General features: G+C 36.5%; 21 protein-coding genes. 14 read left to right on the top strand and 7 right to left on the bottom strand.

What is annotated here, in order from left to right; all coding sequences use genetic code 11:
• Positions 1 to 5 precede the first annotated feature (5 nt).
• On the top strand, positions 6 to 1367 hold the full coding sequence (gene mgtE, locus BCR21_RS04120; protein ID WP_069645225.1) for a magnesium transporter: 1362 nt from the start codon (positions 6 to 8) through the stop codon (positions 1365 to 1367).
• Positions 1368 to 1558: 191 nt separating this feature from the next.
• On the opposite strand, the gene BCR21_RS04115 is transcribed toward mgtE, so the two are convergent.
• A complete protein-coding gene (locus tag BCR21_RS04115) occupies positions 1559 to 2191 on the bottom strand; it encodes a copper homeostasis protein CutC (RefSeq protein WP_069645224.1) in 633 nt (210 codons plus the stop codon).
• Positions 2192 to 2329: 138 nt separating this feature from the next.
• Between BCR21_RS04115 and BCR21_RS04110 the strand changes: the two genes are divergently transcribed.
• Entirely contained in the window at positions 2330 to 3175 is an 846-nt protein-coding gene (locus tag BCR21_RS04110) for a methyltransferase domain-containing protein (RefSeq protein WP_069645223.1), read from the top strand.
• A 242-nt stretch (positions 3176 to 3417) separates the two neighbouring features.
• Positions 3418 to 3924: a tRNA (uridine(34)/cytosine(34)/5-carboxymethylaminomethyluridine(34)-2'-O)-methyltransferase TrmL gene (gene trmL / locus BCR21_RS04105; protein WP_069645222.1), complete on the top strand. Its 507-nt coding sequence runs from the start codon at positions 3418 to 3420 to the stop codon at positions 3922 to 3924.
• 74 nt (positions 3925 to 3998) lie between these two features.
• Here trmL and gloA2 read toward each other — a convergent pair whose 3' ends face one another.
• Complete coding sequence (gloA2, locus tag BCR21_RS04100) at positions 3999 to 4379, bottom strand: SMU1112c/YaeR family gloxylase I-like metalloprotein (RefSeq protein ID WP_069645221.1); 381 nt, start codon at positions 4377 to 4379, stop codon at positions 3999 to 4001.
• Between the two features lie 271 nt (positions 4380 to 4650).
• Here gloA2 and BCR21_RS04095 point away from each other — a divergent pair, with 271 nt between their 5' ends.
• From BCR21_RS04095 to BCR21_RS04085, 3 genes are all read left to right on the top strand, one after another.
• On the top strand, positions 4651 to 5280 hold the full coding sequence (locus BCR21_RS04095) for a histidine phosphatase family protein (protein ID WP_069645220.1): 630 nt from the start codon (positions 4651 to 4653) through the stop codon (positions 5278 to 5280).
• A 31-nt stretch (positions 5281 to 5311) separates the two neighbouring features.
• Positions 5312 to 7900: an SF1B family DNA helicase RecD2 gene (gene recD2 / locus BCR21_RS04090; RefSeq protein ID WP_069645219.1), complete on the top strand. Its 2589-nt coding sequence runs from the start codon at positions 5312 to 5314 to the stop codon at positions 7898 to 7900.
• A 144-nt stretch (positions 7901 to 8044) separates the two neighbouring features.
• The gene (locus BCR21_RS04085; protein WP_069645218.1) at positions 8045 to 9160 is read left to right on the top strand and encodes a PLP-dependent transferase; all 1116 of its coding nucleotides are present in this window, start codon (positions 8045 to 8047) and stop codon (positions 9158 to 9160) included.
• Between the two features lie 51 nt (positions 9161 to 9211).
• Here the strand turns inward: BCR21_RS04085 and BCR21_RS04080 are convergent, their stop codons facing one another.
• Positions 9212 to 10171 carry a diacylglycerol/lipid kinase family protein gene (locus BCR21_RS04080; RefSeq protein ID WP_069645217.1) on the bottom strand — a complete coding sequence of 320 codons (960 nt, stop codon included), beginning with the start codon at positions 10169 to 10171 and terminating at the stop codon, positions 9212 to 9214.
• Positions 10172 to 10398: 227 nt separating this feature from the next.
• Between BCR21_RS04080 and BCR21_RS04075 the strand changes: the two genes are divergently transcribed.
• Positions 10399 to 10905: a QueT transporter family protein gene (locus tag BCR21_RS04075; RefSeq protein WP_069645216.1), complete on the top strand. Its 507-nt coding sequence runs from the start codon at positions 10399 to 10401 to the stop codon at positions 10903 to 10905.
• 173 nt (positions 10906 to 11078) lie between these two features.
• The gene (locus tag BCR21_RS04070; RefSeq protein ID WP_069645215.1) at positions 11079 to 12284 is read left to right on the top strand and encodes an aminoacyltransferase; all 1206 of its coding nucleotides are present in this window, start codon (positions 11079 to 11081) and stop codon (positions 12282 to 12284) included.
• A 114-nt stretch (positions 12285 to 12398) separates the two neighbouring features.
• Here the strand turns inward: BCR21_RS04070 and BCR21_RS04065 are convergent, their stop codons facing one another.
• The 4 genes from BCR21_RS04065 to BCR21_RS04050 are packed head-to-tail and all read right to left on the bottom strand — an operon-like array spanning position 12399 to position 15380.
• A complete protein-coding gene (locus BCR21_RS04065; protein WP_069645214.1) occupies positions 12399 to 13043 on the bottom strand; it encodes an ECF transporter S component in 645 nt (214 codons plus the stop codon).
• A gap of 16 nt (positions 13044 to 13059) precedes the next feature.
• Positions 13060 to 13602, bottom strand: a complete 543-nt coding sequence (coaC, locus tag BCR21_RS04060) for a phosphopantothenoylcysteine decarboxylase (RefSeq protein WP_069645213.1) — start codon at positions 13600 to 13602, stop codon at positions 13060 to 13062.
• Positions 13602 to 14372, bottom strand: a complete 771-nt coding sequence (gene coaB / locus BCR21_RS04055; RefSeq protein WP_069645212.1) for a phosphopantothenate--cysteine ligase — start codon at positions 14370 to 14372, stop codon at positions 13602 to 13604. Before coaB ends, coaC begins: the two co-directional genes overlap by 1 nt.
• A gap of 15 nt (positions 14373 to 14387) precedes the next feature.
• Positions 14388 to 15380: an oxidoreductase gene (locus tag BCR21_RS04050; RefSeq protein ID WP_069645211.1), complete on the bottom strand. Its 993-nt coding sequence runs from the start codon at positions 15378 to 15380 to the stop codon at positions 14388 to 14390.
• A 317-nt stretch (positions 15381 to 15697) separates the two neighbouring features.
• Here BCR21_RS04050 and BCR21_RS04045 point away from each other — a divergent pair, with 317 nt between their 5' ends.
• The 6 genes from BCR21_RS04045 to BCR21_RS04020 all read left to right on the top strand — a co-directional run bounded on the left by BCR21_RS04045 (position 15698) and on the right by BCR21_RS04020 (position 21047).
• Positions 15698 to 16216, top strand: coding sequence for an FUSC family protein (locus tag BCR21_RS04045; protein WP_084013217.1), 519 nt, complete (start codon positions 15698 to 15700; stop codon positions 16214 to 16216).
• A 200-nt stretch (positions 16217 to 16416) separates the two neighbouring features.
• Positions 16417 to 16959 (top strand): helix-turn-helix domain-containing protein, encoded by a 543-nt coding sequence (locus BCR21_RS04040; RefSeq protein ID WP_069645210.1) that lies wholly within the window; start codon positions 16417 to 16419, stop codon positions 16957 to 16959.
• A 278-nt stretch (positions 16960 to 17237) separates the two neighbouring features.
• Positions 17238 to 18323, top strand: a complete 1086-nt coding sequence (locus BCR21_RS04035; RefSeq protein WP_069645209.1) for an ABC transporter ATP-binding protein — start codon at positions 17238 to 17240, stop codon at positions 18321 to 18323.
• 11 nt (positions 18324 to 18334) lie between these two features.
• Positions 18335 to 19144, top strand: coding sequence for an ABC transporter permease (locus BCR21_RS04030; protein WP_069645208.1), 810 nt, complete (start codon positions 18335 to 18337; stop codon positions 19142 to 19144).
• Positions 19141 to 19977, top strand: coding sequence for an ABC transporter permease (locus BCR21_RS04025; RefSeq protein ID WP_069645207.1), 837 nt, complete (start codon positions 19141 to 19143; stop codon positions 19975 to 19977). The genes BCR21_RS04030 and BCR21_RS04025 overlap by 4 nt, the downstream gene beginning before the upstream one ends.
• A complete protein-coding gene (locus BCR21_RS04020; protein ID WP_069645206.1) occupies positions 19974 to 21047 on the top strand; it encodes an ABC transporter substrate-binding protein in 1074 nt (357 codons plus the stop codon). Before BCR21_RS04025 ends, BCR21_RS04020 begins: the two co-directional genes overlap by 4 nt.
• The last annotated feature ends 266 nt before the right edge of the window (positions 21048 to 21313 follow it).

The raw sequence follows: 21313 nt of genomic DNA, 5'->3' as shown, positions 1-21313 counted from the left end.
ATTGGGTGAACGAAGGACAAGAAATGGAAGACCATTTCTCTTTGCTGTTAGAGAAATTAAAAGACCAGCAGATGGTTGAGTTTCGCGAGCTGTTTTTAGCGCTCCATATTTATGAGCAAGGACAATTTTATCAATCGATCGATGAAGCAGATAGAAAACAAATATATAGTTACCTATCACCAAAAGAGCTAGCAGATATGTTTGATGTTATCGAAGAAGATAACGAAAACATGAAGGATTATATTGCTGAAATGCGTCCAAGTTATGCAGCTGAAATGCTATCAGAGATGTACACGGATAACGCAGTTGATTTACTTAATATGCTAGATAAAAGTCAAAAGGCGAAATATCTAAGTTTGATGAGCACAGAAGATGCTGGTGAGATCAAAGAATTACTGCATTATGAAGATGATACAGCGGGATCAATCATGACGACCGAATTCGTCTCTATTGTTGCGAATCAAACCGTTCGTTCTGCCATGTATGTGTTGAAAAATCAGGCGGATGTAGCTGAAACAATTTATTACGTGTATGTGGTAGATCAGGAAAACCATTTAGTCGGGGTTATTTCATTACGTGATTTGATCGTAAATGATGATGATACAATGATTGCAGACGTTTTGAGTGAGCGGGTCATTTCAGTCCACGTAGGTGATGACCAAGAAGACGTTGCACAAACGATTCGAGATTATGATTTCCTAGCATTGCCAGTTACAGATTATGATGATCATCTTTTAGGAATCGTAACAGTTGATGATATTATCGATGTTATTGATGATGAAGCAGCTAGTGACTATTCAGGTTTGGCCGGGGTCAATATTGAAGAAGTCAGTGAAAATCCAATCAAGGCAGCTTCAAAACGTTTGCCTTGGTTAATTACATTATTATTTTTAGGAATGTCTACAGCAACCTTAATCAGCCATTATGAAGAGTTAGTTAGTGAAGCAAGTATTTTAGCTGTATTCATTTCATTGATCACAGGAACTGCCGGAAATGCAGGTACACAATCGTTAGCCGTAGCAGTTAGAAGGTTAGCGATATCAGATGAAAAAGATAATAATTTTGGTCGTTTGATTATTAGTGAAGTGTTAACAGGTCTAGTGACTGGTGCTGTAACGGGCGTGTCGATATTTATTGTTGTTGGGATTTGGCAGCATAATTTTCCGCTAGGATTTGTGATTGGGATGGCTATGTTATGTGCAATAACCGTTGCGAACTTGGCAGGTAGTTTGATTCCAATGTTGATGGATAAATTAGGATTTGATCCAGCTGTTGCTAGTGGGCCGTTCATTACAACGTTGAGTGATTTAACCAGTGTTTTGATTTACTTTAATATTGCTAGTCTCTTTATGCAGTATTTTGTTTGAAATAATATAAAAGAAAGAGGCCGAGACAAAAGAGTTTAGCTCTGAGAAATAATAGGGAATTCATGAAAATTGCTCTTCAAATTTTTGTGTATTTCAGCTTATTTCCAAAGGAGTTGCTTTTTTCTCGCCGTTTATTCAGATTTAGAGCGTGACACAAAACTGATTTTTAGTTTTGTCCCACGCTCTTTTTATTAACCTACTATTTTGGTTCCATGTACTTCACTGACTTGTAAGGTACTTACAACAGTATCAACATTCTTGTCTGAAATACTACCGCCGGGTAAAATGATAATTCGATCGTTAGCGTAGCTAATCAACTCTTTTAGATGATCAAAATTATCTTCGATAGCCGTTCCTGCGGGTCCACCGTGTGTTAATATACGATGTACGTCATGTTCTGCTAACCAATCAATTGCTTTAAATTGATTTTCTTTGCTTAAAACATCAAAAGCCATGTGGAAAGTAATTTGCAGTCCTTCAGCAGTCTCGATCAATAATTCCAATGCTTCTTCATCCAGCCAACCGTCTTTTGTTAAGCAACCTAAAACGACACCATCTGTCCCAATTTTTTTTGCTTCAATCAGATCTGTATGCATGATTTTAAGTTCGATATCATTATATACAAAATCTCCACCTCGAGGTCTGATGATCGTCATGATTGGAATCGATTTTTCTGCGGCATACGCCACAACTTCTTCGATAACACCTGTGCTGGGTGTTGTGCCACCTACAGCAAGATTGTCACATAATTCGATTCGACCTGCACCATTGCGAATAGCAGTGGGGATATTTGTAAAATTTTCAGCACAAAATTCTTTGATCATTCGTTTCACTCCTTGTTTTTTCTTCACAGGCATTGTACCACAATTCTGGCGGTTGCCAAAGTCTTCTTCCCGTTGTAAGATAAATAGCGACAGTTTATCAGTGAGTGTCAGAATTTATAGTGAATAGGAAGTAACCTTATGTTGAAAAAAATTGATTTTGCCCGTAATTTTTTAGAAACACATCAAGAACAATTTCTTTGTCCAGTCTGTAAAAAGGCGATTCAGTTAAAAGGTTTTAGTTTGATATGTGCACAAAACCATCAATTTGATTTATCGAAAAAGGGAACTATTTATTTTCTTTCTCATAGTATTCAAACGGAATATAATAAAAAAATGTTGGTTCATAGAGGCAAGATGATTCAAAGTGGTATGTATCAGCCTTTACTTGAAAGAATTATTGATACGATGAACTTAACTGGAAATACATTGGATGTTGGATGTGGTGAGGGAAGTTTTTTATCCGAGCTTTCGAATCTAGGCTTGGCAGGTTCAAAATTTGGATTCGATATTTCTAAAGATGGGATCTATTTAGCTAGCAATCAACCAATCGAAGCTTTTTGGTGTGTAGCTGATCTGACAAATTTACCATTTGCAGACGAATCGATGGATACAGTTTTGAATATTTTTTCACCGTCTCATTACCATGAATTTAAGCGTGTGTTGAAAAAAGATGGGACAGTTATCAAAGTAATACCTGAAACTGACTATTTAAAAGAGCTAAGGGCGGCTTTTTATCCAGGAGATGAAATCAAACAAACCTATTCAAATGAAAAAGTTTTGGCAAAATTTTCTAAAGAAATGGATATTTTAGTCGATGAGCGAGTGACCTTTACGTTTGCCATACCTAAAGAGAATCGATTAGATTTATTGGAAATGTCTCCGCTTGAGTGGGGTGTTGCTGAGGAAGTAAAAGAAGTGATTCAAAAAAATCCATTGACAGAAATCACAATTGACGTTCGTGTGTTAAAAGGAAAGGTGAAATAGCGCTTACAATCGGTAAATTTGCTAAAAGGTATTGCAAAGCTCTGGTAATGGTGTTATATTACATACAAGTTGTTTTTTCATTGGTTTTTATCAGGTTCCTGTTCTGATAAAAGTTAGTGAAAAGAGCTTCACTAACGTAGCGACTCGCAGTGATTGACACCGAGGCGATACGTTTTTTTTATGTAGATTTTTGTGAAAAAAAAATAAATAATGCGCCATTCAAATGAAAGGAAACTGTACTTATGACAAATCATATTGTTTTATTTGAACCTCAAATTCCAGCAAATACTGGCAATATTGCCAGAACTTGTGCTGCAACAAATTCGCCCTTACATCTCATCGAGCCGTTAGGTTTCTCGACTGATGACAAGCACTTAAAAAGAGCTGGATTGGATTATTGGAATGATGTTAATATTATGTATCACAAGGATTTGACTGCTTTTTTAACTTATTTAGGTGATCGGCCACTGCATTTGATTACAAAATTTGCGAATCAAACGTATAGTGAAATAGATTATACTGACAATCAAGATCATTATTTTATGTTTGGTAAAGAAACAACTGGATTGCCAGAAGAATTTATGCGGGATAATGAAGAAAAATGTCTGCGGATTCCGATGAATGATGAACATGTTCGTTCGTTGAATTTGTCCAATACAGTAGCGTTGGTGGTTTATGAAGCATTGCGTCAACAGAATTTTCCAGCATTGGAATTGAAACATCACTATGAGAATGATAAATTGGATTAAAAATAATAGCAAAAAACTGTTCCCTTTGATTTTGAAGGCAACAGTTTTTTTCCATAGTAGGTGGAAACTAGTGATTATTCATGCAACTCCAAAGGTAAACCATCTGGATCAAAGAAAAATGTCATTTTTTCTCCTGTAAACGTATCTGTCCGAACGGCTTCACATTCGATTTCTTTCGCATTTAAAAAAGTAATCACTTCCTCGATCTTTTCAACTTTAAATGCTAAATGACGTAATCCTAATGCTTCAGGATATGAAGGACGTTCTGGTGCATTAGGAGAAATAAATAATTCTAACTCATAATTCCCTAATTTCAAATCAAGTTTAATATCGTTTTTATCGTCTCTTTTATGTTCTCTGATTATCTCAAAACCCAGTTTTTCTACATAAAATTCCTTCGTTTTATGATAATCAGAACAGTTGATAGCGATGTGATGAATGTGATCAAAAAACAAATCAGGTTCCTCCTTAAATAAAAAGTGAAACGAGTCCGTGTAGCCAGATACCATAAAAGCACAACGGACTCATATAGTCACGCACTCAGATATATATTTTCGCCTTTTTATTATAACCTACTTATTTTTGAAAAGCACTCACACAGTTTCGTTTTTTATAAACCTCTTAGTTAAATGGAATTTTGCCTGTGAAAATGATACACTAGATAAGATAAATAAGTGGAAATCAAAAATTAGAGGATCAATAAATAAGAATCAAGGGAGCCGAAACATGAAATTATATTTTACTCGCCATGGAAAAACGGAATGGAATCAAGAACTTAGGTTTCAAGGGATGAGTGGAGATTCACCTTTGCTTCCAACGAGCTATGAAGAAATAAAGTTATTAGGCCAAACGGTCAAAGAAGTGCCTTTTAAAAAAATCTTTTCGAGTACTTCACCACGGGCAAGAAAAACGGCTGAAGGCATTAATCAAGAACTTGAACGACCAGTAGAAATCATTTATACGGATGAGTTGAAAGAATTAGGACTTGGAAAATTAGAAGGTCAGTCTATTGCGGAAATGAGAGAAACATATGGACAAGAATTAGAACATATGCGCTATCAGCTAGATCGATACAATCCAGAAATATTTCAAGGAGAGCCAATTGAACAAGCAATTTCACGAATTTCTTCCGTTGTAAAATCAGCGGTTGATAAAGGCGATGGTCCATATCTTTTTGTAGGTCACGGTGCGTCTTTAACAGCAGCAATCCAGTCACTTTCAGGTAAAGAGTTAGGTGAGCTACGTAGTATGGGCGGTCTTAAAAATAACAGTTTGTCGATCTTAGAAATGACAGAGGATGGGGAAGAGCAATCATATACCTTAAAATTATGGAATGATGATTCTTTTTTACTATAAACTATTTTGTTGATAAAGTGAGGTGAAATCGATGGTTACATTGTTTGGAGAAGAGGAAAAAGAATATGTGGTTGGGCAAGTTCAGGCAATCTTTTTTCAAAACCCTAGCAATTTTTATAAAGTTTTGTTGGTGAAAATAACGGATACGAATACAGATTATCTAGAAAAAGAAATTGTAACAACTGGTAGTTTTGGCCAAATTCAGGAAGAAGAAATTTATCGCTTTTTTGGACATTTCGTTGATCATCCTCGTTATGGCAAACAATTTCAAGTCGATAGCTATCAGCAAGAGCGACCAACATCAGCCAGCGGCGTCGTAAATTACCTTTCAAGTGAAAAATTTCCAGGTATAGGGAAACGAACAGCTGAGAAAATCGTCGAAATTTTGGGTGAAGATGCAATCGATCGCATTATTGAAACGCCTGATGTTCTCGAAGAAGTTCCTCAATTAAATGAAAAAAAACGCCAAACAATCATTGAAACGATTCGCTTAAATCATGGCATGGAACAAGTAATTGTTGGCTTAAATCGTTATGGATTTGGTAGCCAGCTATCGTTTGCGATTTACCAAACCTATAAAGAAGAGACTTTAGATGTTATTCATGAGAATCCGTATCAATTAGTAGAAGATATTGAAGGAATTGGATTTAAACGAGCAGATAATATTGCAGAGCAATTGGGCATTGGAGCAGATTCGGATAAACGAGTGCGGGCTGCGATCACGCATGAAATTTTCCAACATTCTGTTCGCTCCGGGAATACCTACGTAGAAGCAGAAATGTTGCTTAGAGAAACAATCAATACTCTTGAAGCGAGTCGTCCAGTTGAGATTTCTCTTGATCAAGTGGCAGAACAAATCATTCATTTGGTGGAAGAAGGAAAAATTCAGCAAGAAGACACCAAGCTTTTTGAAAATAGTTTATATTTTTCAGAGTGGGGGATCGGTACTTCGATCCAACGTCTACTTTCACGAAAAAAAGAAATCAAATACGATAAAAAAGAGATCGAAAAAAATATTCGAGGCATTGAAAAACGATTAGGAATTCTTTATGGAGATTCTCAACAAGCGGCCATCGAAGAAGCGATCAAAGCACCACTTTTCATTTTGACGGGTGGTCCTGGTACCGGGAAAACAACGGTTATCAACGGAATTGTTTCGTTATTTGCAGAGTTGAATGGACTTTCCTTAGACATAAAGGATTACACGCAGGAAATGTTCCCCATTTTATTAGCGGCTCCTACAGGGCGCGCAGCTAAGCGGATGAATGAAACAACTGGACTTCCGGCTAGTACGATTCATCGTTTATTAGGATTAACAGGTAGAGAAAAAAATCCTAGTATGACTGCAAAAGAACTTGAAGGCGGCTTATTGATCGTTGATGAAATGTCAATGGTCGATACGTGGCTGGCCAATACTTTATTTAAGGCGATCCCGACCAACATGCAAGTGATTTTTGTTGGGGATAAAGATCAGCTCCCGTCAGTGGGCCCAGGCCAAGTGTTGCATGATCTGTTGCAAATCAATGAAATACCTCAAAGAGAATTGACTGAAATTTACCGCCAAGGCGATGGTTCAAGTATTATTCCTTTAGCTCATGAAATCAAACAAGGTAGATTGCCGCAAGATTTCACTGTGAATCAAAAAGATCGTTCATTTTTTCCAAGTGATGTTCATCATATCGAAACCTATGTCCGCCAAATCGTGACGAAAGCCAAAGCAAAAGGCTTTTCGCCCCAAGATATCCAACTGTTAGCTCCAATGTATCGAGGAGCTGCTGGTATCGATGCGTTGAATAAGATGATGCAGGAAATTTTCAATCCTAATGACGGAACGAAAAAAGAAGTAAAATGGAATGAATCAGTCTATCGTATCGGGGATAAGGTGCTGCATTTAGTCAATACACCTGAACTTAACGTTTTCAATGGGGATATGGGCGAGATCGTTGGAATCATTTTGGCCAAAGACTCAGAAGATAAAGTCGATGAGTTGGTGATTCAATTTGATAATAATGAAGTGAGCTATAAACGAAATGAATGGAACAAAATCACCCTTTCTTATTGCTGTTCGATCCATAAAGCGCAAGGTAGCGAGTTTAAAATGGTTATTTTACCGATGGTTCATCAATATCATCGCATGTTACAACGTAATTTACTCTATACAGCGGTTACCAGAAGTAAAGACATCCTGATTTTATTGGGTGAAGTACAAGCGTTTAATACGTGTGTTGCACATGAATCTGCCAGTCGTCTAACGATGTTGAAAGAACGAATCACTAGCGCAGATGATATGACTTTGACAACAAGGATGCAACTGGAAGCTTATGAAGAAGGACTAAATAAAGAATCACCCTTTTCGGATACAGTAGACAATAAACCGATCGTATATGAGGCGGCTAAAGAGAATAAAGCTGCTGTGATTGAGGAAGCGGTCGAGCCTGTACCAGTGAGAACTAAACCTAAAACAGAAGAAATTTCATTATTTAGTGAGCCTGTTCAAGAAATAACCGAACAAGTTGAAGTAGAAATGGAGCGATTATTGACCCCTCAATTAGTTAATGCTCAGACCATTGATCCGATGATCGGAATGAATCAAACGACACCATATGATTTTATGAAATAGCAGAGAAACTGGGATGAACGTTCAGACGTTGTTCCAGTTTTTTCTTGCTTTAAGCATCTCTCGGTGTATATAATGAAAAGCAACATAGAAATGTGTTTAGCTAGAAATGAAGGTAGATTATTTTGGTAGAAATGAGGGAAGTTAATGGAAAAGAATTTACAATCGGGAAACGTTCAAACAGATACTTTTTTGGCACAAATTGGTAATCATCAAAACCCAGTAACAGGATCGATCAATACCCCTATCTATTTTTCAACAACGTATGAGCATCCAACGCTAGGTGAGTCGACGGGCTATGATTACACTAGAACCAAAAATCCAACAAGAGAAGTTGTAGAATCTGCACTGGCAGTTTTAGAAAATGGCGCGATCGGTTTAGCGACTAGTTCAGGAATGAGTGCAGTTCAATTAGTGTTCAGTCAATTTCCTGTGGGCAGTCAGATCGTGGCGTCTAGAGATTTATATGGTGGTAGTTATCGTTATTTTAAAGAGTTGGAAAAACAGGGACTTTATCATTTTATTTATGTGGATGATGAAGCTGGTTTTGAGAGAGAAATCACAGATAAAACGGCAGCTGTTTTTATTGAAACACCGACAAATCCTTTGATGAGTGAAGTTTCCATCGAACAGGTGGCTGTTTTTACAAAACGGTATCAAACCCAATTGATCGTTGATAATACATTTTATACACCATTGATTCAGCGTCCTTTGGATTTAGGTGCAGATATCGTTTTGCATAGTGCGACCAAGTATTTAGGCGGACATAACGATTTGCTGGCAGGTGCTGTGGTTACACGTTCACAAGAAGTCGGAGAACAACTGGCTTATAGTTTAAACACCACAGGAGCTGTTTTATCACCTTATGATTGTTGGTTATTGATTAGAGGAATGAAAACTCTAGCTTTACGGATGGAAAGACATGAAGAAAATGCAAAAGCAGTTGTAGCATATTTAAAAACGAGCGCATACGTCAAAGAAGTGATGTATCCAGGCCGGGGAGGAATGCTGAGTTTTAAAATCAAGGATCAAGAAATGATTAAAGACTTTCTACGAAATTTATCGATCTTTACTTTTGCAGAAAGTTTAGGCGGAGTTGAAAGTTTGATTACATACCCAACGACCCAAACACATGCCGATATTCCAAAAGAGCTAAGAGAGTCTTATGGATTAACGCCGGATTTATTAAGAATATCGACTGGAATCGAAGCAGGCGGGGATTTGATTGCAGATTTGAAACAGGCATTTGAATCATTAAATTAAAAATAAGAGGAAAAAAACAGAAATTGTTTTTTTCCTCTTATTTTAATATGCTCAAAACCAAAACAATCTAGTTTCTGTACTAAAAGAAATATCAGTACTTCTTTTCCCTAAAATTTCACCATCAGCATGAACATATTGAGGAACCGTCGATACAATTCGAAATTTACTGGATTGAAAATGATGAAAGTATTTTGAATGCGTATGTTTTTTTTGAATCAATAATAAAATCAGCCAGAAAATTTTAAACATATTGACCCGTTCTACCAAGACAAAATCCAGAACTGGTTTGCGTGGATCAGCCATTGGAGCAATCGGAACACCACCACCAAAATAAGGATGTTTTGTTACTGTACATAAAAAAGCACGATCAAATTCAATATTTTTACCATTGATTTCAACAAGAATTGGGAAGCCTTTTTGGGTGAATAATACCTTTAAAATAGAAAAAATATAAGATAAAGACCCCATATTGAATTTGTTTAAGGTGCTTTTTGATGCCGATGTGTTGGCCGCATTGACGATTGCTGCATCTAATCCAATACCAATATTATTGACAGCAAGTCCAGCTTCTTCTCTTATCGATTCAGCATACGTAATGATTTGGATTTCTTGTGGTGTCTCAGCTTTTAACAGTTGGAAAAAGGCTTTTTCGGTCTGTCTCGCAATTCCAACTCCGCGTGCAAAATCATTTCCTGAACCGCATGGGATATAGCCGATGGGAATTTTAGAATCAAATGATTCTAATGCATTGAGTACGCTATGCAAAGTGCCGTCTCCTCCAAGAACAACTAAAAGTGGAAAAGAATCGGTTTCCAAATCAGTGCTCCAAGGAATCAGTGTATCCTGAGCTAAACGTTGAACGATTTCTATTTCATGTCCAGCATGATCTGTATAAAAAGTCGTATAATCAATGTTGGCAGTCTGTAGTTGTTTGATGATTTTTGCGGCAGCTTTGCGTCCAGTGCCGCCCCCAGCATTTTCATTGATGACGAGATAAAAATGTTTCTTCATTTCTTTCCTCCTTGTACAAAGTCTTATTATAACAGACATGTGAAAAATTAAGAATGGTGGATGCTTGAAAAAAGCTAAATAAGAAATAGAATACTGAAAGATTTATCATTGTGAAACGATCAATTATGAGATATAATGCGTACGTATCATTTTTTGAGGAAAATCGTTCCTCGACAAGGTTCATCAACCATCCCTTGTAAAAAAACTCGGAGAAAGAAGGGGAGACTATGCAAAATACTGTTTCAACAAACAGTAAAGTAAAAGCAATTACCATGAATGCTATTGTAATGGCGTTATATCTTGGCTTAACGATTTTAGTAGCACCCGTTTCGTCAGGACCTATTCAATTTAGAATTTCTGAAAGTTTGAATCATTTAGTTGTTTTCAATCGGAAATTGATGTGGGGCGTTTTAGGTGGAGTCGTTGTCTATAATTTTTTCTTTGGCTTTGGTGCCATGGATGCATTATATGGCGGACTACAATCATTTATTTCGCTAGGCTTAACAGCTTTATTACAAAAAAGAGTGCCTAATGTCATCGCACGCCTAGCACTAAATACGTTATTTTTCACTGCAACAATGTGCATTATTGCTTTTATGCTGGCACCAGCTGGCGGAGCAGCCTTTTGGGGGAATTACGCAACATTAGCACTTAGTGAATTTGCAACAATGGCGGTAGCAGCACCTGTGATGTATTGGATCAATAAATCCGTTCATTTTGAAAAACGACTTTGATCAATAAAGAAATGTAGTAAGTATTTATTTTTAAGAGACTGAGTCAAGACCAATGTAGTTTTGATTCAGTCTCTTAAAGTTTTTTAACCAATTTCATGAAAAACTTTACTGTTCCTGTAGAATAAATTATGATATGGTAATACAGAAGCAAAAATGTAGAGGAGTTTTATATAATGTTTGAATTTAAAATTGGCGTCGATGCCAAAGAACACGATAAATTTGTGGAAAGTCATCCCTTATGCAACTTATTACAATCATCTTCATGGGCTAAAGTGAAAGACAACTGGGGATCAGAGATTGTCGGTGTTTACGAAAATGGTACATTGGTTGCCTCTAGTCTAGTTTTGATCCGACCATTACCAATGAAATTTTCAATGCTTTATACACCACGTGGCCCAATCATGGATTATACCAATTCAGAACTTGTAGCGTTCTTTTTAAAAGAGTTAAAGCAATTCGGTAAGAAAAAGCGTGCATTGTTTGTAAAAATGGACCCGACTGTTCATTATAAAGATTTCCATATAGGCGATGAACAAACGATCGATCCAATGGCGCAACCGATCATCGATAATATCATCGCAAGTGGTGCAAAACATCAAGGTTTAACGATGGCAATGGATGCTACGATCCAACCTCGTTTTCAAGCGAATATTTATAAAGAGGATTTCAGTGAAGAACAATTATCAAAAAGCACGAAGAAAATGATGAAACAAGCGCATAAAAAAGGCGTCACGGTTAAAATGGGTCATACTGAGTTAGTGGATGATTTTGCTAAAGTCATCGAGTTAACGACAGAACGTCAAAATATCTCACTTAGAAATAGTGATTATTTTGAAAAGCTATTGAAAATTTATCCTGAAACTTCATTTATCATGTTAGCACAAGTGAATTTGAAAGAACGCTTTGAAGAAACCAAACAGCGTTTTGATAAAAACAAAGAAGATCTAGCCAATCTAAAAGAAAATCAAGTGAAAAAACGTCATAACCTAGAAGAGCTTGATTTTTCTCTAACGCGTGAAATGACTGAATTAGAAGAAAATATCGCGCATTCTGGTGATGTGGCTGTCGTTGCTGGCGCTTTAGCGATTACGTTTGGCTCAACGAGTGAAATCCTTTATGCGGGAATGGACGATCGTTACAAACGTTATATGCCAGCCTATCTAACTTGGTTTGATGCAATCAATGAATGTTTTGAACGAGGTTGTACATCATGTAATATGGGTGGTTTGGAAGGTAGTCTGAATGATGGCTTGATCAAATTTAAAGCTAACTTTAATCCAACAGTCAACGAATTTATTGGAGAATTTGATTTACCTGTCAACGGCTTGCTTTTCAAAGCAAGTGAGTATGCTTATAAATTGAAAAAACAGAAGAAATAAAAAATAGGCCGAGACAAAAGTGTTTATTTCCGAAGGAGCTACTTTTTTCTCGCCGTTTATTCAGATTTAGAGCGCGGGACAAAACTGATTTTTAGTTTTGTGCCACGCTCTTTTTTATAGTTTTTGTGTCGCATTATTTTTGACTAATCGCAATAACACTGAAGTCACGCCAACCGTAGCAACTGCTGCAACGATCGCTTCAACAATACCACTAGTGAAAATAACCGTTAAAATAGCTGTATAAATCGCTGCGCCGCTTGCACCGATACTTTGCGCATAAGAATCCTTAAAGAGAAAATAAATCAAATTCATCACTAGAATCGTATTTGTTGCTGACCCTAGAAAACCTGCAATAAACAAACTAAAGGTTTGAGAGGTAGGCTTGTTTTTCGTCAGTTTTTTCAATCCCATAAAGACAAAATATGGAACTACACCAATCAAAATTCTTGGAACCATCGCAACAATGACCGCTTTAAAGCTACCTTGATCTGTCCCAATCACAGGGATAAAAGGTGAGAAAACGAAGGATAAAGGCGATAATACGATCGTGCTGCGGATCATACTGATGATACCAAAGACACCTCCTAAAAAGGCGCCGATTCTTGGACCTAAAATGATCGAAGCAATGATCACGGGAATGTGCATCGTGGTTGCATTGATCGGTCCAATTGGAATAAATCCTAAGAAGGGAACAGCAGATAATAGAATCAAGATTGCTAAAAACATAGCAGTTAAGGTAAATGTTTTTGTGTTTTTCATAAATGACTCCTCAAAATTATTTCGTTAATACTTCATTGATCGTGGTAACGATCTCTTCAACTGTTGCAAGAGCACCACGACCAAAGTCGCCACAAGCTAATAAGGCTTCTCGGGGATCGATTTCGTGATACCCAACTTCTTTCAGTGTTGCCAAATTTCGTTGTGTGATCGGATTTTGATACATATAAGTATTCATCGCAGGTGCAATAAATTTAGGTACTTCTTCTTTTAAAGCTAAAGCAACAGTTGAAAGCATATCATCTGCAATGCCGTTAGCTAGTTTAGCTAAAATATTAGCTGAAGCCGGGGCCACTAAAAAAAGATCGGCTTTTTTTGCTAGTTCGATATGATTGATCTTATCAGGAGCGATTTCTTCCATGACCTCTGTATGAACTGGATTTTTTGACATAGACTGCAGCGTCAAAGGTGTGATAAATTTTGTGCTGTTAGTCGTCATGATTACTTCGACATTGTAGCCTAATTTTGTGAATTGGCTAGTTATGTCAGCTGCTTTATAAGCAGAAATACTGCCGGAAATACCTAATAATATTGTTTTCATCATTGGTTCCTCCATTTTTCTTCAACCTTTTTAACGATCAATTTAGCGATCTCATTTTTGGTCTGAGCTGTTTCTGTATGTCCTTGTTTGTCAATCAAGATTCCTATATGTTGGTCGCCGTGAATTTCTTCAAGATCATTGGCTAAAACAAAATCGCATCTGTTTTTGGCTAAGATCGATTGTCCAACACGTACTAATTCTTCAGTAGAAACACCAACTAGCAATTTGAAGCCAACAAGAACAGCTTGTGGTTGTTGCTCCCGTAGCATTGCAATTATTTTAGGGTTTTTCTTCAAAAAAAGCAAGAGACGATCTGTTCCAGAAGGTATTTTTTTTTCTTGCTGGATTGTTTTTCCAATTTCATCCAAGCTATGATAAAGTTCTTCGGTCAAATTTGCTAAATCAGAAAGGTCTCCATCTTTTGTTAATTTAGCCGCAAGTTTTTCGATAAAAAGGTCCTCTGACAAGGTTGTTTCCGTCGTAAAGTCACTGACAGCCATGCTGTGAATAATGCCATCAAATGTTTGGTGCCCAAATTGTTCAAGCAAAGCAGATTCTAAGTCTTTTGTTGTTTCGATTTCAATAAGTGTTAAGTTTGATTCACTAGTAGGCCGGACAGCTTGTGGCGTAGTTACGTAAGTTACATGATGTCCTTGAGCTAAGAAAGTGTCACCAATTTCTTTTCCCAAACGACCCGTTGAATGGTTCGTGATGGAACGGACATTATCGATTTTTTCAGAAGTTCCACCTGCTGTTATTAAGATATTCATTTATGATGTGCTCCTTTATCTTATTTTAACGATAGTACGACCGATATGGGTGCCAGCTTGCAGCTGTTCTAAGATTTGTGGTAACTCTTGTAACGCTATTTCATTTACTAGTTCATGTCGGCTAACATTTAAATCAGTGGCTAAACGTTGCCAAATAGCTAAACGTTGTTTCATGGGAACATTGACTGAATCGATACCTAACAGATTCGCACCCCTTAAGATAAAAGGTAAAACTGTTGTATTTAATTGGATCCCAGCTGCATTTCCACAAATAGCAATGCTGCCACCATAACGAAGTTGAGATAATAATACAGAGGATATTTCACCGCCAACTGTATCGATTGCGAAATCAATCGTTTGTTTAGCTAAAGGTTTGATTTTTTCTGGCATAAATTCATCCACTAAAAGGACCGTAGTTGCACCGATTTTTTTCAAAGGATCTATTGCTGATTTTTTCCGACTTAACGCAATGATATTTTTATACCCTTGTTTTTTTAGCATAGCGATTGCTAAACTACCGACACCACCAGAGGCTCCTGTAATCAAAATTGCGGCCTCTTTATTTTGAGCTAATCCATGATTTTCAAGTGCGTGAACGGATAAAGCGGCTGTGAATCCAGCTGTACCGAAAACCATAGCTTCTTTTAAGCTTAACCCATCAGGCAACGGAACAAGCCAATCTCCTGGCACTTGAGCTATTTCAGCAAAACCTCCTGTATGTGTTACACCTAAGCCGTAACCTGTAACTAATACATTTTGACCTTCTGTAAAGCGATCGTCTTTAGAAGACAAAACTGTCCCACTTAAATCGATTCCGGGAATCATTGGATAATCACGAATGACACCGCCATTTTGTTTGGTAGCTAATGAATCTTTATAGTTGACTGAAGAGTAAGCTATTTTGATTAGTACATCACCCTCAGATAAATCAGTACGCTCTATTTTTTCGATTGTTGCTGTAACAAGTTCATCCATTTTCCTAACACGAAAGCCTGAAAATTTTTCCATAAATATCCTCCTTGTAATTTAAAAGCTGAGCCAGTATGAAAAGCTGCACATATCAGTAAAAATGTTTAGCTCCAATGAAAAACACCAACGCATAAGTTACTTGTATTCCTTAGCTTGTTTCGCTCAGACAGAAAAACTGAATTTAGTATGATTGTTACTATCATAACATATTCTCTTTTTATCTTTAGTAAATTCTTCTTGAAGACCCCTTCTTAATAGTAGGAAAATAAGTTAGAATAGGGAGGACGAGCTTAATTATAATAAGCTAAAACTAACTAATACTATAGTTTGATAACGTTTGAAAGGAATTTAGTTTGTTGAAATTTAAAATTGGTATGCGAACATTTAAAACAGGGTTAAGTGTCTTTTTTTGTATTTTAGTGAGTATTTTATTGAAACGTGAAACATACGTAGTTGCAGCGATTACAACAGTTTTTACGTTGCGAGAAGATATGGAGAATACGCTGAAATACGGCAAGCATCGTATTATTGGGAATGTAATGGGAGCGTTGATGTCAGTTGTTGTGATTGCTGTATTTAATTTGTTAGGTAGGACAGAGCTTGTGCAGCTGATTTTTATTCCAGTGATCATTACGTTGATGATCGCTTTACTGGCTAATTTAGGCTATCAAGAAGGGACGGTTGGGGCGTGTGCAACACTCTTGACGATCGTATTTATGATTCCTGCTGATCGTTCATATGGTTATGCATTTGCTAGAGTCGTAGACAGCTTTATCGGTATGGGCATTGCGTTATTGGTGAATTATTTGATTCCGTTAAAGCTTGGCAGAAAAAGAGTTGTAGGACCTGTAGAAAATGAGGAAGTGTCTGAATAACAGACGCTTTTTTATTTTGTTAAAATAACTCGATCGGTGATAGTATTAAAAGATGAGATGAAACTAAAAAAATGAAAATTGTTGTTGAAAATTGTTGCTATTTTTTGAAAAATTCGTATACTAGAAAAGGTAAAATTAAACTTGTAGTTTAGTATTAGCAAACTTTTACATAGTTTATTTAAATGAAATGAGGTGGACTGATGGAAATTGGTGAGAAGCTGCGTAATTTACGCGTACAAAAGAACCTGACTCAAGAAGAGTTAGGTGAACGAACGGATTTGACGAAAGGGTATATTTCTCAGTTAGAGCGTGATTTAAGCTCGCCTTCAATGGAAACATTTTTCAATATTTTAGAAGTTCTAGGCATCACACCAGAACAATTTTTCAGCGAACGAACTTTAGAACAAAAAATTGTTTACAAAGATCAAGATAGCACGCTTTATTATGATGAAGAAAACGGTTATGAATTAAAGTGGCTGATTCCCGAATCGAATGAAAAAGAAATGGAACCCATTGTTTTGACCTTTGACAAAGACGGTCAGTACAAAACATTCGAACCTTCTTTATCTGAAACGTTTATTTATGTGATCGATGGTTCTGTTTCGCTGATATTGGGTGAAACGACCTATTCCGCAAAAAAAGGTGAGGCAATGTATTATCGAGCTACAGAACCTCATCAGCTGATTAATCATTCAAAAGGAAAGAGCAGAGTAGTGATCGTTGCTACAGAATCTTATTTATAGCAGTTTGTTTTTAGGGAAAACGAGCCCATTACAGTTTTGCTTTGAAACACAGTGAATAAAATGAGCTGATGTTGAAAAGTACAAGGTGTAGCGAAGCGGAACGTTGTTAATATGTTAAATGTACACACCGCACTTTTATAGTATCTAGTTTCACGGGCTAGTCTCTCGGAAAAAAGATAAAAATGAAGTGAGACAAAAAGCGTCTCACTAAATTTTTCCTATTTTTCAGTCGAGACTAAACGAGCCCATTACACTTTTCGTATAGGAGGCATCAATGAGTGAAAAAAAATATTATTACATTTGAAAATGTCGTCAAACAATATGATGATGAAAAAGTGCTGAAAAATGTCAGTTTTGAAATCGAACAGGGAAAGTTTTATACGTTATTAGGACCTTCCGGTTGTGGAAAAACAACGATTTTACGAATTTTAGCTGGTTTTGTAGATGCTACCGAAGGGGATATTTATTTTGACGGCCAAAGAATCAATGATATCCCTGCAAATAAACGTCAGGTTAATACAGTATTTCAAGATTATGCCTTGTTTCCACATATGAATGTCTTTGATAATGTTGCATTCGGTTTGAAAATCAAAAAAATACCGAAAAAGGAAATTGAAAAGAAAGTCAAAGATGCGCTTAGAATGGTGCAATTACCTGGTTATGAAGTGCGAGAGATCAGTGAAATGTCCGGCGGTCAGCGTCAGCGTGTGGCAATTGCCCGAGCTATCGTCAATGAACCGAAAGTTTTACTATTGGACGAACCGTTATCTGCTTTGGATTTAAAATTACGTACAGATATGCAATATGAATTGCGTGAGCTGCAGCAACGTTTAGGTATCACATTTATTTTTGTCACGCATGATCAAGAAGAAGCCTTAGCAATGAGTGATGAAATTTTTGTCATGAACAAAGGACATATCGTGCAAAGTGGCACGCCAGTCGATATTTATGATGAACCAATCAATCATTTTGTGGCTGATTTTGTAGGAGAAAGTAATATCGTCAATGGGACGATGATCGAAGATAATCTAGTTGAATTTGTCGGCAAACGTTTTGAATGTGTAGATGGTGGGATGCGCCAAGCGGAGCCTGTTGAAATAATGCTACGTCCAGAAGATTTAACGATTACCACTGCAGATAAAGGGAAATTAGTGGTGACAGTCGATACGCAACTGTTTCGAGGGGTTCACTATGAAATTATTTGTTATGATGAAGATCATAATGAGTGGATGGTTCATTCAACTAGAAAAGCCACAGAAGGCGCAAAGGTCGGTCTCTTTTTTGAGCCAGAGGATATTCATGTGATGCGTTTCAATGAGTCAGAGGAAGATTTTGATGCTCGCTTAGAAAGCTACGAAGAATAGGAGGAGTAATAATGAAAACAATGCGTCGGATTTATTCGATTCCTTATATGATGTGGCTGTTATTCTTTGTGATCGCGCCAGTTTTGATGATTATTTACCAGTCTTTCTTTGATATGAATGGGCACTTTACTTTAGACAATTATCAAACGTATTTTACCTCTGGAACGTATCTTAGTATGACCTTGAACTCGGTCTGGTATGCTTTTTTGATTACATTATTTACCTTGTTGATCAGTTATCCGACAGCGTACTTTTTGACAAAATTGAAGCATAAACAGTTGTGGCTGATGTTGGTGATTTTACCAACATGGGTAAATCTTTTGCTGAAAGCTTATGCATTTATTGGAATCTTTAGTATTCATGGTAATGTGAATCAGTTTTTAAGTTTTCTCGGTATTGGACCTCAGCAAATTTTATTTACGGATTTTAGTTTTTTATTTGTAGCAACTTATATCGAAATTCCATTTATGATTTTACCGATTTTTAATGCGCTGGAAGAGTTGAATCCTTCGTTAATCAGTGCTAGCCGCGATCTGGGTGCCAATAGTGTTGAAACCTTTCAACGAGTGATCTTTCCTCTGTCATTGAATGGTGTGAAAAGTGGAGTTCAAGCAGTCTTTATTCCATCACTTTCATTATTCATGTTGACTCGTTTGATTGGTGGAAATCGAGTGATCACACTTGGAACAGCCATCGAAGAACATTTTATGGTAACACAAAACTGGGGCATGGGTTCTACAATTGGTGTCATATTGATCGTTGCGATGTTTATCGTGATGTTGTTGACAGGTGAGAAGAAGAAAAAGGGGCGGGTGAAATGACAAAGAAAAAATTTAAATGGTCTTATTTGTATCTGATCATCGTTTTCGCTTTATTATATGCGCCGATTTTTTATCTGATTTTTTACTCATTCAATGATACGGATACGATGAATAAATTTACTGGTTTCACACTTGCAAATTATACGGCTGTTTTTGAAGATACTCGATTGTTGATCATTGTGTTGAATACTTTTATGTTGGCCTTTTTATCTGCATTGTTAGCAACGATCATCGGAACGTTTGGTGCAATGGGCATCTACTATACGAGACGAAGAAAAACGAGAACGGCATTAATGAGTTTTAATAATATTTTATTGGTTTCCCCAGACGTAATTATCGGTGCTAGTTTCTTGATCTTTTTTACGGCTGTTGGATTTATTAGTTTGGGATTTGCCAGTGTGTTATTATCTCATATTGCATTTAGTATTCCGATCGTAGTATTGATGGTGCTGCCGAAACTGCAAGAGATGAATGATTCGATGGTAGATGCTGCTCGTGATCTTGGCGCAAATAATGTCCAAGTAATCAAGAATATTATTTTGCCGTTTTTAGCACCAGGAATTATTGCAGGCTATTTTATGGCATTTACGTATTCTTTGGATGATTTTGCCGTGACCTTTTTCGTTACTGGAAACGGATTCTCCACACTTTCAGTTGAAATCTATTCTAGAGCAAGACAAGGAATTAGTTTAGAAATCAATGCCTTAAGTGCTTTAGTATTCATTTTCTCTATGATTTTAGTGATTGGTTACTATTTTATCAGCCAAGATAATACCTCTAAACGTGTAAAAAAAATGCATCGGGAACAAAGCGAGGTGGCTAAACTTAAATGAAAAAACTACAATCTTTGCTTATCGGCATTTTAGCGATCATTTTGATTCTATTTTTAGGGGTTCAACAATTGGAAAAAGCCAGCGGAATGTCTGGTGCTGATACCTTGACGATTTATAATTGGGGCGATTACATCGATCCGAATTTGATACGTAAATTTGAAAAAGAGTCAGGTTATAAAGTTAATTATGAAACCTTTGATTCCAATGAAGCCATGTTCACGAAAATTCAGCAAGGGGGAACAGCTTATGATATTACGATTCCCTCTGAATATATGATCCAAAAAATGATGAAAGAAAAAATGCTATTGCCGATCGACCATAAGAAACTGAAAGGCTTAGAAAATATTGATGAACGTTTTTTAAATTTAGATTTTGACCCGCAAAATAAGTATTCGATTCCTTATTTTTGGGGAACATTAGGAATCATCTACAATGACAAATTTATCGATGAAGATGAAATCAAGCATTGGGATGATTTATGGAAACCTGAATTAAAAGATAATGTGATGCTGATTGATGGAGCACGTGAAGTTTTAGGTCTTTCTTTAAACAGTTTAGGTTATTCTTTGAATAGCAAAAACAATCAAGAATTGCGTGAAGCGACAGACAAATTAAACAAACTAACAACCAATGTTAAAGCTATCGTAGCAGATGAAATAAAAATGTATATGATCAATGAGGAAAGTGCAGCTGCTGTAACGTTTTCTGGTGAAGCTGCTGAAATGCTAGATGGCAATGAGCATTTGCATTATGTGATTCCAACAGAAGGGTCTAATTTGTGGTTTGATAATATCGTGATTCCTAAAACGGCGAAAAATATCAAAGGATCCTATGAATTTATCAATTTTATGCTGCGACCTGAGAATGCTGCTCAGAATGCGGAGTATATTGGTTATTCTACACCTAATAAAGCAGCTAAAAAACTATTGCCTAAGGAAATTTCTAGTGATGAACAGTTTTATCCAAGTGATGAAGTTATTAAGCATTTAGAAGTTTATGAAGATTTAGGGGCGAAATACTTGGGTATTTATAATGACTTGTTTCTTGAGTTTAAGATGTATCGGAAATAGAAAATCTAAAAATCTCTTATTTGATCACAATCAGTTGTACGGATTAAATAAGAGGTTTATTCTAAAAGTAAAAAAAATTGTAAAAAATCGATCATAATTTGTCTGAAACGTGAATTTTCTTCGAAACTTTCCAATCTTTTGAGTTAAGTGGAAGATTTTCCCTCATACTTGTGGTAAAATAAACTCAACTTATAGAAGGTTAAACGCGATTTTTAGAGTTAAAAGGCAGGTGGATATATGGAAAAACATTCAAAGAAACCCATTAA

Source organism: Enterococcus ureasiticus (assembly GCF_001730285.1).
Lineage (GTDB): Bacteria > Bacillota > Bacilli > Lactobacillales > Enterococcaceae > Enterococcus_L > Enterococcus_L ureasiticus.
This window is presented reverse-complemented; position numbering and strand designations above follow the sequence as displayed.

Bases quoted from the DNA above. Each gene is read 5' to 3' on its own strand.
- BCR21_RS04085 (WP_069645218.1), top strand. From the start codon at position 8,045: ATGGAAAAGAATTTACAATCGGGAAACGTTCAAACAGATACTTTTTTG.
- BCR21_RS04110 (WP_069645223.1), top strand. From the start codon at position 2,330: ATGTTGAAAAAAATTGATTTTGCCCGTAATTTTTTAGAAACACATCAA.
- BCR21_RS04025 (WP_069645207.1), top strand. From the start codon at position 19,141: ATGACAAAGAAAAAATTTAAATGGTCTTATTTGTATCTGATCATCGTT.
- BCR21_RS04030 (WP_069645208.1), top strand. From the start codon at position 18,335: ATGAAAACAATGCGTCGGATTTATTCGATTCCTTATATGATGTGGCTG.
- BCR21_RS04075 (WP_069645216.1), top strand. From the start codon at position 10,399: ATGCAAAATACTGTTTCAACAAACAGTAAAGTAAAAGCAATTACCATG.
- coaC (WP_069645213.1), bottom strand. From the start codon at position 13,602: ATGAAAACAATATTATTAGGTATTTCCGGCAGTATTTCTGCTTATAAA.
- trmL (WP_069645222.1), top strand. From the start codon at position 3,418: ATGACAAATCATATTGTTTTATTTGAACCTCAAATTCCAGCAAATACT.
- BCR21_RS04080 (WP_069645217.1), bottom strand. From the start codon at position 10,171: ATGAAGAAACATTTTTATCTCGTCATCAATGAAAATGCTGGGGGCGGC.
- BCR21_RS04020 (WP_069645206.1), top strand. From the start codon at position 19,974: ATGAAAAAACTACAATCTTTGCTTATCGGCATTTTAGCGATCATTTTG.
- BCR21_RS04040 (WP_069645210.1), top strand. From the start codon at position 16,417: ATGGAAATTGGTGAGAAGCTGCGTAATTTACGCGTACAAAAGAACCTG.
- BCR21_RS04095 (WP_069645220.1), top strand. From the start codon at position 4,651: ATGAAATTATATTTTACTCGCCATGGAAAAACGGAATGGAATCAAGAA.
- BCR21_RS04065 (WP_069645214.1), bottom strand. From the start codon at position 13,043: ATGAAAAACACAAAAACATTTACCTTAACTGCTATGTTTTTAGCAATC.
- BCR21_RS04050 (WP_069645211.1), bottom strand. From the start codon at position 15,380: ATGGAAAAATTTTCAGGCTTTCGTGTTAGGAAAATGGATGAACTTGTT.
- recD2 (WP_069645219.1), top strand. From the start codon at position 5,312: ATGGTTACATTGTTTGGAGAAGAGGAAAAAGAATATGTGGTTGGGCAA.
- BCR21_RS04070 (WP_069645215.1), top strand. From the start codon at position 11,079: ATGTTTGAATTTAAAATTGGCGTCGATGCCAAAGAACACGATAAATTT.
- BCR21_RS04115 (WP_069645224.1), bottom strand. From the start codon at position 2,191: ATGATCAAAGAATTTTGTGCTGAAAATTTTACAAATATCCCCACTGCT.
- coaB (WP_069645212.1), bottom strand. From the start codon at position 14,372: ATGAATATCTTAATAACAGCAGGTGGAACTTCTGAAAAAATCGATAAT.